General features: G+C 72.4%; 14 protein-coding genes. 8 read left to right on the plus strand and 6 right to left on the minus strand.

The window, feature by feature from the left end; genetic code table 11:
- Positions 1-2: 2 nt before the first annotated feature.
- The 3 genes from tpiA to ACQP2P_RS08750 all read left to right on the plus strand — a co-directional run bounded on the left by tpiA (position 3) and on the right by ACQP2P_RS08750 (position 1,679).
- Entirely contained in the window at positions 3-785 is a 783-nt protein-coding gene (gene tpiA / locus ACQP2P_RS08740; RefSeq protein WP_433614525.1) for a triose-phosphate isomerase, read from the plus strand.
- A gap of 162 nt (positions 786-947) precedes the next feature.
- The gene (secG, locus tag ACQP2P_RS08745) at positions 948-1,205 is read left to right on the plus strand and encodes a preprotein translocase subunit SecG (RefSeq protein ID WP_433614527.1); all 258 of its coding nucleotides are present in this window, start codon (positions 948-950) and stop codon (positions 1,203-1,205) included.
- A gap of 132 nt (positions 1,206-1,337) precedes the next feature.
- Positions 1,338-1,679, plus strand: a complete 342-nt coding sequence (locus tag ACQP2P_RS08750; protein WP_433084896.1) for an RNA polymerase-binding protein RbpA — start codon at positions 1,338-1,340, stop codon at positions 1,677-1,679.
- A gap of 163 nt (positions 1,680-1,842) precedes the next feature.
- Here the strand turns inward: ACQP2P_RS08750 and pgl are convergent, their stop codons facing one another.
- The 6 genes from pgl to tkt form a co-directional block, all read right to left on the minus strand.
- Positions 1,843-2,613: a 6-phosphogluconolactonase gene (gene pgl / locus ACQP2P_RS08755; protein ID WP_433614529.1), complete on the minus strand. Its 771-nt coding sequence runs from the start codon at positions 2,611-2,613 to the stop codon at positions 1,843-1,845.
- Positions 2,610-3,626 (minus strand): glucose-6-phosphate dehydrogenase assembly protein OpcA, encoded by a 1,017-nt coding sequence (locus ACQP2P_RS08760; RefSeq protein WP_433614531.1) that lies wholly within the window; start codon positions 3,624-3,626, stop codon positions 2,610-2,612. The genes pgl and ACQP2P_RS08760 overlap by 4 nt, the downstream gene beginning before the upstream one ends.
- A 25-nt stretch (positions 3,627-3,651) precedes the next feature.
- On the minus strand, positions 3,652-5,169 hold the full coding sequence (gene zwf / locus ACQP2P_RS08765) for a glucose-6-phosphate dehydrogenase (RefSeq protein WP_433614533.1): 1,518 nt from the start codon (positions 5,167-5,169) through the stop codon (positions 3,652-3,654).
- A 4-nt stretch (positions 5,170-5,173) separates the two neighbouring features.
- The gene (locus tag ACQP2P_RS08770) at positions 5,174-6,649 is read right to left on the minus strand and encodes a glucose-6-phosphate isomerase (RefSeq protein ID WP_433614535.1); all 1,476 of its coding nucleotides are present in this window, start codon (positions 6,647-6,649) and stop codon (positions 5,174-5,176) included.
- 83 nt (positions 6,650-6,732) lie between these two features.
- Positions 6,733-7,842 carry a transaldolase gene (gene tal / locus ACQP2P_RS08775; RefSeq protein ID WP_433614537.1) on the minus strand — a complete coding sequence of 370 codons (1,110 nt, stop codon included), beginning with the start codon at positions 7,840-7,842 and terminating at the stop codon, positions 6,733-6,735.
- Between the two features lie 18 nt (positions 7,843-7,860).
- Complete coding sequence (tkt, locus tag ACQP2P_RS08780) at positions 7,861-9,918, minus strand: transketolase (RefSeq protein WP_433619058.1); 2,058 nt, start codon at positions 9,916-9,918, stop codon at positions 7,861-7,863.
- Between the two features lie 478 nt (positions 9,919-10,396).
- Here tkt and ACQP2P_RS08785 point away from each other — a divergent pair, with 478 nt between their 5' ends.
- The 5 genes from ACQP2P_RS08785 (at position 10,397) to ACQP2P_RS08805 (ending at position 14,404) form a co-directional block, all read left to right on the plus strand.
- On the plus strand, positions 10,397-11,386 hold the full coding sequence (locus tag ACQP2P_RS08785) for a heme o synthase (protein ID WP_433614539.1): 990 nt from the start codon (positions 10,397-10,399) through the stop codon (positions 11,384-11,386).
- 304 nt (positions 11,387-11,690) lie between these two features.
- On the plus strand, positions 11,691-12,014 hold the full coding sequence (locus tag ACQP2P_RS08790; RefSeq protein ID WP_350615209.1) for a hypothetical protein: 324 nt from the start codon (positions 11,691-11,693) through the stop codon (positions 12,012-12,014).
- 39 nt (positions 12,015-12,053) lie between these two features.
- Entirely contained in the window at positions 12,054-12,956 is a 903-nt protein-coding gene (locus ACQP2P_RS08795) for an ATP-grasp domain-containing protein (RefSeq protein WP_433614541.1), read from the plus strand.
- 80 nt (positions 12,957-13,036) lie between these two features.
- Positions 13,037-13,678 (plus strand): hypothetical protein, encoded by a 642-nt coding sequence (locus ACQP2P_RS08800; protein ID WP_433614543.1) that lies wholly within the window; start codon positions 13,037-13,039, stop codon positions 13,676-13,678.
- Between the two features lie 3 nt (positions 13,679-13,681).
- Positions 13,682-14,404: a TIGR03089 family protein gene (locus ACQP2P_RS08805; protein ID WP_433614545.1), complete on the plus strand. Its 723-nt coding sequence runs from the start codon at positions 13,682-13,684 to the stop codon at positions 14,402-14,404.
- Positions 14,405-14,418: the final 14 nt, after the last annotated feature.

Consider the following 14,418-nt stretch of genomic DNA (forward strand, 5'->3'; position numbering starts at 1 on the left):
CGATGGCTGAGGTCACCGGACGCCGCCCGCTCATGGCCGGCAACTGGAAGATGAACCTGAACCACCTCGAGGCCATCGCGCTGGTGCAGAAGCTGGCCTTCACGCTCAACGAGCAGCAGCTCAACGCCGTGGAGACGGTCGTCCTGCCGCCGTTCGTGGACATCCGCAGCGTCCAGACGCTGGTGGACGGCGACAAGCTGCTCATCGGCTACGGGGCGCAGGACATCTCCGCGCACGCGTCGGGCGCCTACACCGGCGAGGTCTCGGGGGCGATGCTGGCCAAGCTCGGCTGCCAGTACGCGGTCGTCGGGCACTCGGAGCGGCGGCAGTACCACCACGAGGACGACGCCCTGGTCAACGCCAAGGTGAAGGCGGCGCTGGCCAACGGCATCGCGCCGATCCTGTGCGTGGGCGAGGGCCTGGAGGTCCGCGAGTCGGGCGAGCACGTGGGCTACACCCTCGCGCAGCTCGACGCCGGCCTCGAGAAGATCAAGACCGACGAGGTCGAGAAGATCGTCATCGCGTACGAGCCGGTCTGGGCGATCGGCACCGGCAAGGTGGCGACGCCCGAGGACGCGCAGGAGGTCATCGGGGCGATCCGCACCCGGCTGGCCGAGAAGTACAGCGGCGGCACCGCCGACCGCGTGCGCATCCTCTACGGCGGCTCGGTCAAGCACGACAACGTCGCGGCGATCATCGAGCAGCCCGACATCGACGGCGCCCTCGTGGGCGGCGCGAGCATCGACGCCGAGGGCTTCGCGCGGATCGTCCGCCTCGGCAAGTAACAGCAGCGGCACAGCGCGTCGCGCGGTCCACGGGGCCGCGCGACGTTGCGGCCCCGCGGTTCCGGCGGCCCGGCCTGTGCGCGATCGGACTCGCCTAGTAAGCTGGCACCCGCTCTACGTACGACCGTTCCCTGACCGCCTTGCCGAGAGGACGACCGCGCCATGACGGCGTTCGCCTACACCCTGATCGTGCTGCTGGTCATCACCAGCGTGCTGCTGACCCTGCTCGTGCTCCTGCACCGCGGCAAGGGCGGCGGCATGTCCAGCATGTTCGGCGGCGGCGTGTCCTCCAGCCTGGCCGGTTCGTCGGTCGCGGAGAAGAACCTCGACCGCTACACCGTGCTGGTCGGCATCATCTGGTTCGCCTGCATCGTCGGCCTCGGCCTCTGGCTCAAAATCGTGCAGAACGGTGGCGCCTGAGCACCTCGGCTGCCATCAGCGCTAGACTCGGCGCGCGGTCCGTGCAACTTACGGGCCGCGCGCAGGTGTTTACGCCCACACTCCTGCACTCCGTAAGACGTCGTACCCCCCGACGAACAGGAGCGAGCAGCCGTGGCAGCTGGCAATGCCATCCGCGGAACACGAGTCGGCTCCGGCCCGGTGCGCTGGGCCGAGCGTGGTGAACAGGCCCCCCGGCGCACCGTGGCCTACTGGTGCGCCAACGGGCACGTGACCGAGCCGGCGTTCGCCGCCGAGATCGAGCCCCCGGACACCTGGGACTGCTCCCGGTGCGGCCTCCCGGCCGGCCGTGACGAGCAGGCCCCGCCGAAGCGTCCGCGGGCCGAGCCGTACAAATCCCACCTGGCCTACGTGAAGGAGCGGCGCACCGACGCCGACGGCGAGGCCATCCTCCAGGAAGCGCTGGCGCGTCTGCGTCAGCGCACAGGCCGATAGCCAGCGGGGCGCCGGATGCGATGCCGGCGCCCCGCTGTACGAACCAGGGCCTTGACTCGGGTCCGCCGTGGTGCGGACCGTCCCTCCCGCGAGACACCGCTCGGCGCTGGCGCGCCGTTGCTGCCAGGTCCGCGGCTGGTCACCCTGCCTTGATCGGCGATCCTCAGACGAGGCTGCGGAAGCGGGGCGGCAGCTCGTGGGCCGCGGCCGTGTCGAGCAGCCACAGCGTGAGCTCCCGCCCGTGCACGCCCGCCGCCGGGATCTGGCGCGGCCCCGCGTCGGCGAGGGCCAGGCCGACCGCCTTCGCCTTGCCGTCGCCCGAGGCGATCAGCCACGCCTCGGCCGCCGTGTTGATCGCCGGCAGGGTCAGCGTGATGCGCACCGGCGGCGGCTTCGGGCTGCCCCGCACCGCCGAGACCGGCCGCGACTCCAGCGTCACCGGGTGCTCCGGGAACACCGAGGCCACATGGCCGTCCTCGCCGACGCCGAGCAGCACCACGTCGAAGTGCGGCAGCTCGGCGTGGCCGGGGCGGGCGGCATCGGCCAGCGCCGCGGCGTAACGCGCGGCGGCCGCCTCGGCGTCCTCGCCGTCCGGACCGTCGGAGGCCGGCATCGGGTGCACCCGGGCGGGGTCGAGGTTCAGCGCGTCGAGCAGCGCCGCGCGGGCCTGGGTCTCGTTGCGCTCGCCGTCGCCGGAGGGCAGGAACCGCTCGTCGCCCCACCAGACGTTCACCCGCGACCAGTCCACCGCGTCGCGGGCCGGGCTCTCGCGGACCGCCTGGTAGATCTGGGCGGCGATGCGCCCGCCGGTCAGCACGACCGTGGCCTCGCCCCGCTCGGCCTGGGCGTCGGTGAGCCGGACGATGAGCCGGGCGGCGGCCGCCTCGGCGAGCAGCCGCGGCTCCGTGTGCACGACGATCTTCGACTGACTCATGAAGCCACGGGCTCCGGCGCGGGCGCGGTGCCGGCCTCCGGCTTCTCGGCCAGGGCGGGGTCCTTCCAGATGTGCACGCGGGGGCCGCCGCGCTCGCCGAGCCGGCGCTTGCCGGTGCCGGCCGCCAGCGCGGCCGCGTAGGGCTGGTCGGGGTCGAGCCGGCGCAGCTCCTCGGCGAGCTCGTCGCCGAGCGGGCGGCGGCTCAGCGGCAGGATGCGGTCCGGCTGGCCGGTGCGCTGCAGCGTGGCGACGCCCGCGTTGAGGTCGCGGATCAGGTTCATCGAGTCGCCGTTGTCGAGCACCATGTTCACCGCCTGCATGATCTTGCCGTCGCCGGGCTTGCGGGTCGGGTGCACGCCGAGGCGCGCCTCCAGCCAGCCGCCGAGCAGCAGGGCGGTCGGGTCGTGCTCGGGCGCCACGATCTCGGCCGAGCGCACGCCGGTCCGGTTGGCGTCGAACGCCCCGGCCAGCAGGGTCCGCCACGGGGTGATGCGCGACCAGGCCAGGTCGGTGTCGCCGGGCACGTAGTCGTCGGAGCGCACCCGCAGCGCGGCGACCGGGTCGCTGGCCTGGGCGCTGTCGGTGATGCGGCGGTCGGCGACGACGCCCAGCGGGTCGTAGGCGATCCGCTCCGGCGGCGCGCACTGCCACCACGTCACCACCGGCACGTCCGGGGCGAGCAGCGGCATGATGACCGACTCGGCGTGCAGCGCCAGCCGGCCCTGCATGCGCATCACGACCGCCTCGCACGGGCCCAGCCGCCCGCCGACGACGATCTCGGCGTCGAGGCGCGAGCGCTGCTGGGTGACGTCGGCGCGCACGATGATGAGCAGGCGGCACGGGTGCGCGGAGGCGGCGATGGTCGCCGCCGCCTCGGCCTCGCGGACCTGCCGCTCGTCGACCACGGCGATCAGGGTCAGGGCCAGGCCACTGGTCAGGCCGCCGGCGCTGCGCCGCTCGTTGGCCAGGGCTTTGACCACCTCGATGCCGGTGGTGTCCCACAAACCGATCATGTCTCTGTCTCCTCTTCGGCCCCGGTCAGGCCCGGCGCCAGGCGCGGCCCTCGCGGGCCAGCATCTCGTCGGCGGCCCGCGGGCCCCACTCGCCCGCGCGGTACGGCTCGGGCGTCGAACCCGCCCAGGCCTCCTCGAGCGGGTCGACCACGTTCCAGCTTGCCTCGACCTCGGCCGAGTCCGGGAACAGCGTCTTGTCGCCCACGAGCACGTCGAGGATGAGCCGCTCGTAGGCCTCGGGACTCGCGTCGGTGAAGGCCTCGCCGTATTGGAAGTCCATCGCGATGTCGCGGACCTCCATGGTCGTGCCGGGCACCTTCGAGCCGAACTTCAGCATCACGCCCTCGTCCGGCTGGACCCGGATGACGAGCTGGTTGTTGCCGAGCATCTCCACGTCCGCCTCGCTGAACGGCAGGTGCGGGGCCTTCTTGAACAGGATCGCGAGCTCGGTGACCCGCCGCGGCAGGCGCTTGCCGGCCCGGATGTAGAAGGGCACCCCGGCCCAGCGGCGGTTCTGGATGCCCAGGCGGGTCGCCACGTAGGTCTCCGTCTTGGAGTCCGGCGGGACGTCCTTCTCCTCGAGGTACCCCGGCACCCGCTCCCCGGCGACCCAGCCGGTCAGGTACTGCCCCCGGACCGTGTTGGTCGCCACGTCGGACGGCACCTTGATGGCGTTGAGCACCTTGAGCTTCTCGGTGCGGATGGCGTCGGCGTCGAACGCGGTCGGCTCCTCCATCGCCACCAGGGCCAGCAGCTGCAGCAGGTGGTTCTGCAGCACGTCGCGGGCGGTGCCGACCTTGTCGTAGAAGCCGGCCCGGCTGCCGATGCCGACGTCCTCGGCCATGGTGATCTGCACCGAGTCGACGTAGTTGGAGTTCCACACCGGCTCGAACAGGTTGTTGGCGAAGCGCAGCGCCATGATGTTCTGGACGGTCTCCTTGCCCAGGTAATGGTCGATGCGGAACACGTCCTGGGCGGTGAAGGCGTCGTCGACGAGGTCGTTGAGCTGCTTGGCCGAGGTGAGGTCGTAGCCGAACGGCTTCTCCACCACCACCCGGCGCCAGCCGCCGGACTTCGCGTTGTCCGACATGCCGGTGCGCTCGAGCTGCTTGAGCACGACCGGGAACGCCGAGGGCGGGATCGACAGGTAGAACGCCGCGTTGCCGGGGATGCCGGCCTCGTCGTGCAGGTCGTTCAGCGTCCGCGCCAGGTGGTCGAAGGCCTGGTCGTCCTCGAACGAGCCGGGCACGAACTTGATGTTGCCGGCGAGGCGGGCCCACACCTCCTCGCGCCACGTGGTGCGGGCGCCGCTCTGTGCCGCCTTGCGGGCCAGGTCCTCGAAGTCGCCGTCGCCCCAGTCGCGCCGGGCGAAGCCCAGCACGGCGAAGCTCGGCGGCAGCAGCCCCCGGTTGGCCAGGTCGTAGACGGCCGGGATGAGCTTCTTGCGGGCCAGGTCACCGGTGACGCCGAAGATGACCAGCGCACACGGCTCGGGGATCCGAGGCAGTCGCCGGTCCTGCGGGTCCCGCAGCGGATTGGTCATCAGTTCACCCTCCGAGGGCGGCCAACAGTTGTTCGATACCGGTTGCCCGGTCGGTCAGATGCAAACGCAGCCACGGCCCGTCGCCGGGGGCGGCGGAGGCGGCCTGGAGCTCGCCGAACGTGTACGGCCGGCCGGGCACCGGCACGTCGTGGGTGACCGCGCCGGTGATGAGCAGCGTGGCCCCGGTGCCCGGGGCGGCACGCGGTCCCCAGCCGAAGGTCACCGCCCGTGATACCCGCCCGCCGAGGGCGTCACGCACCCCGGATGCTGCCGCGTCGCCGCCCTGGTCGAGGTGGGCCTCGATCGCCACCCGGCCGCCGGGCGGGACGGTGCGGGCCAGCCCGTCGATCGCGGCGATGAGCGTCGTGGCCGTCGTCTCGCCGTACACCTCGATCGCCCCCTCGACGAGGGCGGGCGCCCCGGCGGGCCCGCCGCTGTCGAGCCGGTGCAGCAGCGCGTCGCCGTCGCCGGTGGGCCGCGGGGCCGCCCCGGCCACGATCGCGGCCTGCTCCCAGGCGAACAGGTGCGCGCCGAGCGGGCCGTTGACGGACAGGTCGGGCATGATGCCGCCGCCGGGCATGATGGCGCGGCCCAGGACGCCGCCGACGGTCACGCCGAGCACGTCGGGGCCCTCGTGCCCCCACGAGGAGGGGTTCTCCAGCGCGACGGTGACCACGGCGTCGCCGAAGAGGCGCTCGATCCACGGGCCGAGGCCGTCGATGCCGGTGCCGTCGGGGGCGACGGCGAGCTTGTCCCGCCCGTCGCGCACCGCCGCGGCGATCGTCTCGCCGAGCGCGACGCCCGGCAGCACGGGCTCCGCGACCGGCTCCGCGGCCGGCTCCGCGGCCGGCCCGGCCCGGCGGGGGGCCGCCGCGGCGAAGCCCGCCGCGGCGCGGGGCGGGGGAGGAGCCTGGAACGCCGCGGCCTCGGCCAGCAGCGCCGCCGTGTCCGCCCCGGCCAGCCCGGCGGGGACGAGGGCGTACGCGCTCAGCGCGGAGGTCGTCGGCGGGGCGAGGAAGAGCGGCGCGCCCATCTCGCGCGCCACGGTCTCGAACCCGGAGCCGGGCGCGGTCACGACGACGAAACGCCGGCCCACGTCGTGCAGGCCGGCGTCCTCGAACGCCTGCAGGAAGGCCCGCCGGTGGGCGTCCGCGACGACGGTCGGCTCCGGCACCGCGAGCACGACCACCGTCCGCTCCAGCCGGTCGGCCAGGGCCGCGCGCACCCGGTGCGGGTCGGCGGTGTCGAGCACGGTGAGGTCCAGGCCGAGGGTGGCGGCGATCGCCGCGGCCCCGGCGCCCGGCCCGCAGAGCACGACCCGGTCCAGCCCCCGCGGGCGGACGGCGGCGATCCGGTCGGTCAGCTCGGGACCGGGGAGAAAAGGCAAGGGGGTGGGGGCGCCGACCGGCCGCGCGGCCGAGGCGACGCCGAACACCGTGAGTCCGGCCGCCGCCACGACGTCGTCGAGCAGATCAGACACCCGCCACTCCCCGCATGCCCTCATCTTGGCGCCCGTGCACGACGGGCGAATACCGAATGAGCGAACGACAGAACGCGCGAACGTCAGGACGCGGCGTCCAGCGCCTTCTGCACCGTCTCGATCATTTCCTTGCCGCTGGCGCTGAACTTCTCGACGCCCTCACGCTCGAGGACCTCGACGACGTCGTTGTAGTCGATGCCCAGCGCGGCCAGCGAGTCCATGACCTGCTGCGCCTCGGCGTAGCTGCCGGTCACGGCGTCGGGGCGAACCACACCGTGGTCGGCGAAGGCGTGGATCACCGGCTCCGGCATGGTGTTGACCGTGCCCGGGGCGACGAGCTCCTCGACGTAGATGACGTCGCGGTACTCCGGGTTCTTGGTGGAGGTCGAGGCCCACAGCGGCCGCTGGGGATGCGCGCCCGCGTTGGCCAGGGCCTGCCAGCGCTGCGAGGAGAACTGCTGCTCGTAGAGCCGGTAGGCGAGCTTGGCGTTGGCGATGGCCGCCTTGCCCTTGAGCGCCTTGGCCTCGGCGGTGCCGATCTTGTCGAGGCGCTTGTCGTATTCGGTGTCGACCCGCGACACGAAGAACGACGCCACCGAGCCGATCTTGGACAGGTCGTGGCCGTTCTCCTTCGCCTGCTCCAGGCCGGCGAAGAAGGCGTTGATCACGGCCTCGTACCGCTGCAGCGAGAAGATCAGCGTCACGTTCACGCTGATGCCCAGGGCGAGCGTGGCGGTGATCGCCGGCAGGCCCTCCTTGGTCGCCGGGATCTTGATGAACAGGTTGTCGCGGTCGACCAGCCACCACAGCTCCTTCGCCTCGGCGAGGGTGCGGGCGGTCTCGGCGGCGAGCGCCGGGTCGACCTCGATCGAGACGCGGCCGTCGATGCCCCGGCTGGCTTCGGCCGCCGGCTTGAGCACGTCACAGGCCCAGCGCACGTCGTGCGCCATGATCGAGCGCATCGCCTCGGGCACCGAGGTCTCGCGCAGGGCCAGGTCCTTGACCTGCTCGGCGTAGTCCTCGGCCGAGGTGACGGCCTTGGCGAAGATCGTCGGGTTGGTGGTCACGCCGACGACGTGCTGCTCGCGGCGGAGCTTGTCCAGCCCGCCGCTGGTCAGCCGCTGACGGGAGAGGTCGTCGAGCCAGATCGCCACACCAGCGGCGGCGAGCTCGGCCAGCCGATCGGAACTCATCGCATTCTCCTTAGTGCTTCAGTTGCCGGTGGTGCTGCCGGTAATCTCGCCGACCTTGGCGAGGGAGGCGTGCGCGGCCGCCACGACCCTGTCGACGGTGAAGCCGAACTGCTCGAACAGCACCGTGTAGGGCGCGCTGGCGCCGTAGTGCTCGATGCTCACCGGGACGCCGCAGTCGCCGAGGATGCCCCGCCACGACATCGCGATGCCGGCCTCGACCGTCACGCGGGCCTTCACGCCGGTCGGGATGACCCGCTGGCGGTAGGCCGCGTCCTGCTCCTCGAACCACTCCTGGCACGGCATCGACACGACCCGGGTGGGGGTGCCGTCGGCCTCCAGGCGCTCCTGGGCCCGGACCGCGAGCTGCACCTCGGAGCCGGTGGCGATGATGATCACCTTGGGCTGGCTGTCGGAGGCGTCCTTGAGGATGTAGCCGCCCTTGGCCACGTTCTCCGCCGGGGCGTAGACCGTGCGGTCCAGGGTGGGCAGGTTCTGCCGGGTGAGCGCGAGCGCCACCGGCTGGTCCTTGCGCTCCAGCGCCGCCTTCCAGGCCTGCGCGGTCTCGTTGGCGTCGCCGGGGCGCACCACCGCGAGGTTGGGGATCGCGCGCAGCGCCGAGAGGTGCTCGATCGGCTGGTGCGTCGGGCCGTCCTCGCCGAGGCCGATCGAGTCGTGCGTCCACACGTAGATGACCGGCTGGTGCATGAGTGCGGCCAGGCGCACCGCGGGGCGCATGTAGTCGGAGAAGACGAGGAACGTGCCGCCGTAGGGGCGGGTCGGGCCGTGCAGCTTGATGCCGTTGAGGATCGCGCCCATGCCGTGCTCGCGGATGCCGAAGTGCAGGGTGCGGCCGTACTCGTCGCCGGGGAACGCCTTCGTGGCGTATTCCGACGGCAGGAACGAGGGCTCGCCCTCCATCGTCGTGTTGTTGCTCTCCGCGAGGTCGGCCGAGCCGCCCCACAGCTCCGGCAGCACCGGGGCCAGCGCGGCGAGGGTGTCGCCGGACGCCTTGCGGGTGGCCACGCCCTTCTCGCTGGGCGGGAACTCCGGCAGCGCCTTCTCCCAGCCGGCCGGCAGCGCGCCGGACAGCAGCCGGTCCAGCAGCGCGGCACGCTCGCCGGCGCGCTCGCGCCACTGGGCGAAGGCCTCGTCCCACTTGGCGTGCAGGGCCTTGCCCCGCTCGATGGCGCCGCGGGTGTGCGCGAGGACCTCCTCGTCGACCTCGAACGACAGCGCCGGGTCGAAGCCGAGGACCTCCTTGGTGGCCTTGACCTCGTCGGCGCCCAGGGCCGAGCCGTGGATCTTGCCGGTGTTCTGCTTCTTCGGGGCCGGCCAGCCGATGATGGTGCGCAGCGCGATGAACGTCGGCTTGTCGGTGACCCGCTTGCCGGCCTGGATCGCGTCCCACAGCGCCTGGACGTCCTCCTTGTAGACCCCGTCGCCGGCGTCGTGGCCCTTGCGCCAGTCCACGACGTGCACGTCGAAGCCGTAGGCCTCGTAGCGCTTGGCCACGTCCTCGCTCTTGGCGACCCGGGTGTCGTCCTCGATCGAGATCTCGTTGTCGTCGTAGATGACCGTCAGGTTGCCCAGCTTCTGGTGCGCGGCGAGCGCGCTGACCTCGTGGCTGATGCCCTCCTCGATGTCGCCGTCGGAGCACATCACGTAGACGTCGTGGTCGAACGGGCTCTCCCCGAGGGCCGGCTCCGGGTCGAACAGGCCGCGCTCGCGGCGGGCGGCCATGGCGAAGCCGACCGCGTTGCCGATGCCCTGGCCCAGCGGGCCGGTGGTGGTCTCGACGCCGGCGGTGTGGCCGTGCTCGGGGTGGCCCGGGGTCAGCGAGCCCCACTGGCGCAGCGACTTCAGGTCGTCGATGCTCAGCCCGTAGCCGGCCAGGTACAGCTGGATGTACAGCGTCAGGCTGGAGTGACCGCAGGAGAGCACGAAACGGTCGCGCCCGAGCCAGTTCGGGTCGGTCGGGTCGTGCTTCATCACCTTCTGGAACAGAAGGTAGGCGGCCGGGGCCAGGCTCATCGCGGTGCCGGGGTGGCCGTTGCCGGCCTTCTCGACGGCGTCCATCGCCAGCACCCGGACCGTGTCGACGGCGCGCCGGTCGACGTCGGACCAGGACAGCTCGGGACCCTTGACCTCTTCAACGCTCACGGCGGTGCTGCTCCTGTCGAACGGCGAGGTTTGCGTAGTTCCTCGAAAGGGTTCTGTTCTGAAGGGGTTATCAAGTCGACCCTACCCACGATCGGGTAGCCCCACGCGCAGTCGACCATGTTTCGGACATCGGCGACACTGCCTGCGGCAACGGTAGTCGATGGCCGCATCCGCCCCCAGGGCGCCGATGAGCCGCGATGGCCCCGACCTGGATCGATTCAGCTGTCAGCGAAATCGGACACGTCCTGACTCTCCGCTCGCCGGTGAGGGTCACGGTCCCCCGGGGTCGCCGTCCGAGCAGCCACGATCCTGTTCTACGATGCGGGAGCCCGCTGATCTCGGCGGCTCTCCGCTCCGCCGCATGGCCTCGCCCCGGGAAGGTGGCAAACCAGACGTGACGCAACTCGTCGACCACGGTGTCGCTGACCAGCTCACGTCCGCCCCGGTCCGTCCGACCACGGCGGGTGCCCTCGCCCTGGCCCAGCGCCAGCAGGAGGCCCGGCGACGCTCGGGTCTCGGTGCGATCGTCAAGGCCTACGTCTCGCTGACCAAACCGCGCATCGTCGAGCTGCTGCTCATCACGACCGTCCCGGTGATGTTCCTCGCGGACAAGGGCCTGCCCTCGCTGTGGCTCGTCCTCGTCGTGCTCGTCGGCGGCTCGCTCGCGGCCGGCGCCGCCAACGCGCTGAACTGCTACATCGACCGCGACATCGACCAGCTCATGAAGCGCACGTCGCGGCGCCCGCTGGCCACGCACACGGTCTCCCCGCGCAGCGCCCTGATCTTCGGGCTCACGCTCGCCGCGGTGTCGACGGTGCTCATGGCCACCTTCACCAACCTGCTCGCCACGCTGCTGACCGTCGGCGCGATCGCCTACTACGACCTCGTCTACACGATGTGGCTCAAGCGGACCACGCCGCAGAACACCGTCTGGGGCGGCGCGTGCGGCGCGGCGCCGGTGCTCATCGGCTGGGCGGCGGTCACCGGCGGGCTGTCGTGGACGGCGTGGGTGCTCTTCGCGGTCGTGTTCCTGTGGCAGCCGCCGCACTTCTACGCGCTGGCGATCAAGTTCAAGGACGACTACGCCCGGGCCGGCATCCCGATGCTCCCCGTCGTGCGCAGCCTGCGCCGCGTGGGCCTGGAGACGGTGATCTACAGCTGGCTGACCGTCGGCGCATCCGTCGCGCTCTGGCCGATGGGGATGACGCCGCTCTACGGCGTCGTCGCGGTCGTCACCGGCGCGCTGCTGCTCGTGGAGGCGCACCGCCTGCACGGCCGCGCCCGGCGCGAGGAGCCGCTGAAGCCGATGCGGCTGTTCCACTGGTCCGTGACCTACCTGACGCTGCTGTTCGTCGCCGTCGCCATCGACGCCCTCATCCAGTAGCGCCGGCCCGCGAAGCGCGGGTCACCGCACGGCAAAGAGCAGTGGCCCAAACCCCTGGCCATTTGGGGGCCTAAGCGAAAGTTAAGCCGGAAACGCCCGATTTTTTGGCACGCCTCCTCAGGCGGACACCGCACGTGATGCATGTCTCGCTTTACGCGTCCGAAACACTCGCAGAAAATCCCGATATTTACGGACATTGCCGCGCCAAACGCCTGACGTGTGGTGTAAACGTGTTGGTAAGAACGATCACAACCGACGCCGACTTCCCCCGCACGTGGCCTGCCGTCCCTCTAATGTGGCCGTCATGGCAGATGGTTCCGATACGACGATGACCCTCAACCGTCCGGTTCCGGGCGGGCTGATCGCGGGCCTCAAGTCCTTCGCGGACGACCACGGCGGCGCGAAGGCAGTCATCGAGTACGTCGGCCGGCGCGGTGCCCGCATCGTGCTCGTCGGAGAGGACGGCGTCTGGGGCGACCAGATGGCCGAGGGCACGGACATCGCGCGTTCCGCCTGCGCCCAGGCCGGCGTCACGATCGAGAACGCCTGGGAGCGCGAGCTGCTCGAGCACATGCGCCCGAGCAACGACCTCTGGCGCTCGATGGGGCGCCGCACGCTGTCGCGCTAGAACACCCCGAACCCGCCCGCCGCGGGTATCTTTCGCTGCGTGAATCATGATCGTTCCCTTGTCAACGCGACCCGGGCCGCCGCCCGGGTCGCTCTCGTTACCTGCGCCGACCTGCCGGATCTCGACGAGGACGACCGGGCGCTGATCCCGGCCCTCGCCGCGCGGGGCATCGCGGCCGAGCCGGTGGCGTGGGACGCCGCCGGCGCCGACTGGGCCGGCTACGACCTCGCGATCGTGCGCAACACGTGGGACTACGCCAAGCGCCGGGCCGAGTTCGTCGCCTGGGCCCGCTCGGTGCCGCGGCTGGCCAACCCGGCGGCGGTGATCGAGTGGAGCACCGACAAGCGCTACCTGCGCGAGCTCGCCGCGGCCGGCATCCCGATCGTCCCGACCACCTGGGTCGAGCCCGGCGACGCCTTCGTGCCGGAGGGCACCGGCGAGATCGTGATCAAGCCCGCGGTGAGCGCCGGGAGCATCGACACCGGGCGGTACGACCTCGGCTCCCAGGCCGCCCTCGCCGCCGAGCAGGTGCGCCGGCTGCAGGCGGACGGGCGGCTCGTGATGATCCAGCCGTACCTCGACGCCGTGGACACCGCGGGGGAGACGGCGCTGCTGCACTTCGACGGCGAGTTCAGCCACGCGATCCGCAAGGGCGCGATCCTCACCGGCCCGTACGTCGAGGGCGACCTGCTGTACCAGAACGAGAACATCTCCCCGCGCACCCCGTCGGACGAGGAGCGCGCGCTCGCCGCCCGCGTGCTCGAAGCGCTGCCGGTGCCGGCGGGCGAGCTGCTGTACGCCCGCGTGGATCTGCTGCCCTCCCCGGACGGCCCGGTGGTCATCGAGGTCGAGCTGGCGGAGCCGTCGCTGTTCTTCGGCCACGCGGAGGGCTCGGCGGAGCGCTTCGCCGCGGCCGTCGAGCGCCGCCTGTCGCGCGGCTAGGGTCCGCCTGTCGCGCGGGAGGGCGCCGGCCGCGCCGCGGCGGCCGATCGAGCGCTCAGCTCGGCGCCGCCCGTGCCGATGTGACCGGGGTGAAGCGGCGCATCGGCGCGGGCCTGGTCCTCGTCGCGACCCTGGCCACCGGGGTGGCGGGGTGCGGCATGCTGCCCGGCCTCGGCGGCGCCGGCACCGGCGGCTCGACCGACGCCACCAAGGGCTCGGGGAAGGTCGTGAACCTGCCGGAGAAGACGGTGTACCTGCGCGGCGACGCGGCCGACCCGTCCGCCGGCCTCACCACGGGCGCCCCGGTGCGGGGCCCGATCGCGTCCATGTCCCCGCTGCCGTCCCGCACGCCGCGCACCGCCACCCCGGGCTACAGCCCCACCGAGTGCACCGGCGCCTACCGCCAGGGCGTGGTCAACGGCGCCGACGTGGCCCCCGGCACCACCTCGGCCGTCGTGAGCTGGTGGAACATCGGCGACCCGGCGCTGGTGGAGTACCGTCTCGCCGCCGTGTCCCAGCACCTCTACATGGGCCCGCAGCCGACCTGGACCTGGCAGACGGTGCCCGCGGGCAAGGGCTGCAGCCGGGTCAGCGCCACCGTCACCGGGCTGGGCTCGAAGGTGCCCTACGTCTTCGTCGTGCACGCCGTGCTCAAGAAGTACGAGACGCTGCCCCCGGTCGAGCCGGAGGTGGCCCGCAGCAGCGCGACCATCATGCTGTAGGGCATGGGCACCCACCGCGCGCCGGAGCTGACCGAGCCGACCCTTCTCACCTTCCACGACGCCGCCACCGGCGAGCACGTCGACCTCAGCGCCTCCGAGCTCGGCGGCTGCGCGGCCCAGGTCGCCGGCCTGCTGCGCGAGGGCTGCGGGCTCGCCGAGGGCGACCGGGCCGCGGTGCTGCTCCCGCCGCACTGGCTCACCGCCGCGGTGCTCATGGGCGCCTGGTCGGCCGGGCTGCGGGTGTCGCTGCAGGGCACGGCGACCGCCGGGCTCGACGTGCTCGAGCCCGGCGCGGACCTGCCCTACGACGTGCTCTTCGTCGCCGCCGACCGGATCGGCTCCTGGCTGGAGCGCATCCCCGAGGCCAAGCACCGGTTCTCCCTGTTCGCCGAGGAGGCGCCCGAGGGCTACCGCGACCTCGAGTCCGCCGTCGACGAGTTCTCCCCGCACGTGCCCGCGCCCGGGCGCACGCGGGCGGGTGACGCCGTCACGCCCGACGGCACCACCTACGGCTCGTTCGGTGCGATCGCCGCCGAGCTCGCCGAGCGGATCGGGCTGCGCGGCGGCGACCGGCTGCTCGTGAACGCGGCCACCCAGGAGCACCCGCTCAAGTGGCTGCTCGCCCCGCTGTCGGCCGGCGCGTCCGTGGTCATCGCCGCCAACGCGGACCCGGAGGCGTTCGCCGCCCTGGCCCGGTCCGAGCGGACGACCCACAGCCTGCAATGACAACCATTCGGTTG

It is taken from the genome of Dactylosporangium sp. CA-139114, from assembly GCF_050955725.1.
In the GTDB taxonomy this organism is placed as follows: domain Bacteria; phylum Actinomycetota; class Actinomycetes; order Mycobacteriales; family Micromonosporaceae; genus Dactylosporangium.

What these genes read in the sequence shown, in the direction of transcription:
- ACQP2P_RS08760 (WP_433614531.1), bottom strand. Translation starts at nt 3,626, where the DNA reads ATGATCGGTTTGTGGGACACCACCGGCATCGAGGTGGTCAAAGCCCTG.
- tkt (WP_433619058.1), bottom strand. Translation starts at nt 9,918, where the DNA reads ATGGACGCCGTCGAGAAGGCCGGCAACGGCCACCCCGGCACCGCGATG.
- ACQP2P_RS08805 (WP_433614545.1), top strand. Translation starts at nt 13,682, where the DNA reads ATGGGCACCCACCGCGCGCCGGAGCTGACCGAGCCGACCCTTCTCACC.
- zwf (WP_433614533.1), bottom strand. Translation starts at nt 5,169, where the DNA reads ATGACCAATCCGCTGCGGGACCCGCAGGACCGGCGACTGCCTCGGATC.
- tal (WP_433614537.1), bottom strand. Translation starts at nt 7,842, where the DNA reads ATGAGTTCCGATCGGCTGGCCGAGCTCGCCGCCGCTGGTGTGGCGATC.
- secG (WP_433614527.1), top strand. Translation starts at nt 948, where the DNA reads ATGACGGCGTTCGCCTACACCCTGATCGTGCTGCTGGTCATCACCAGC.
- tpiA (WP_433614525.1), top strand. Translation starts at nt 3, where the DNA reads ATGGCTGAGGTCACCGGACGCCGCCCGCTCATGGCCGGCAACTGGAAG.
- pgl (WP_433614529.1), bottom strand. Translation starts at nt 2,613, where the DNA reads ATGAGTCAGTCGAAGATCGTCGTGCACACGGAGCCGCGGCTGCTCGCC.
- ACQP2P_RS08790 (WP_350615209.1), top strand. Translation starts at nt 11,691, where the DNA reads ATGGCAGATGGTTCCGATACGACGATGACCCTCAACCGTCCGGTTCCG.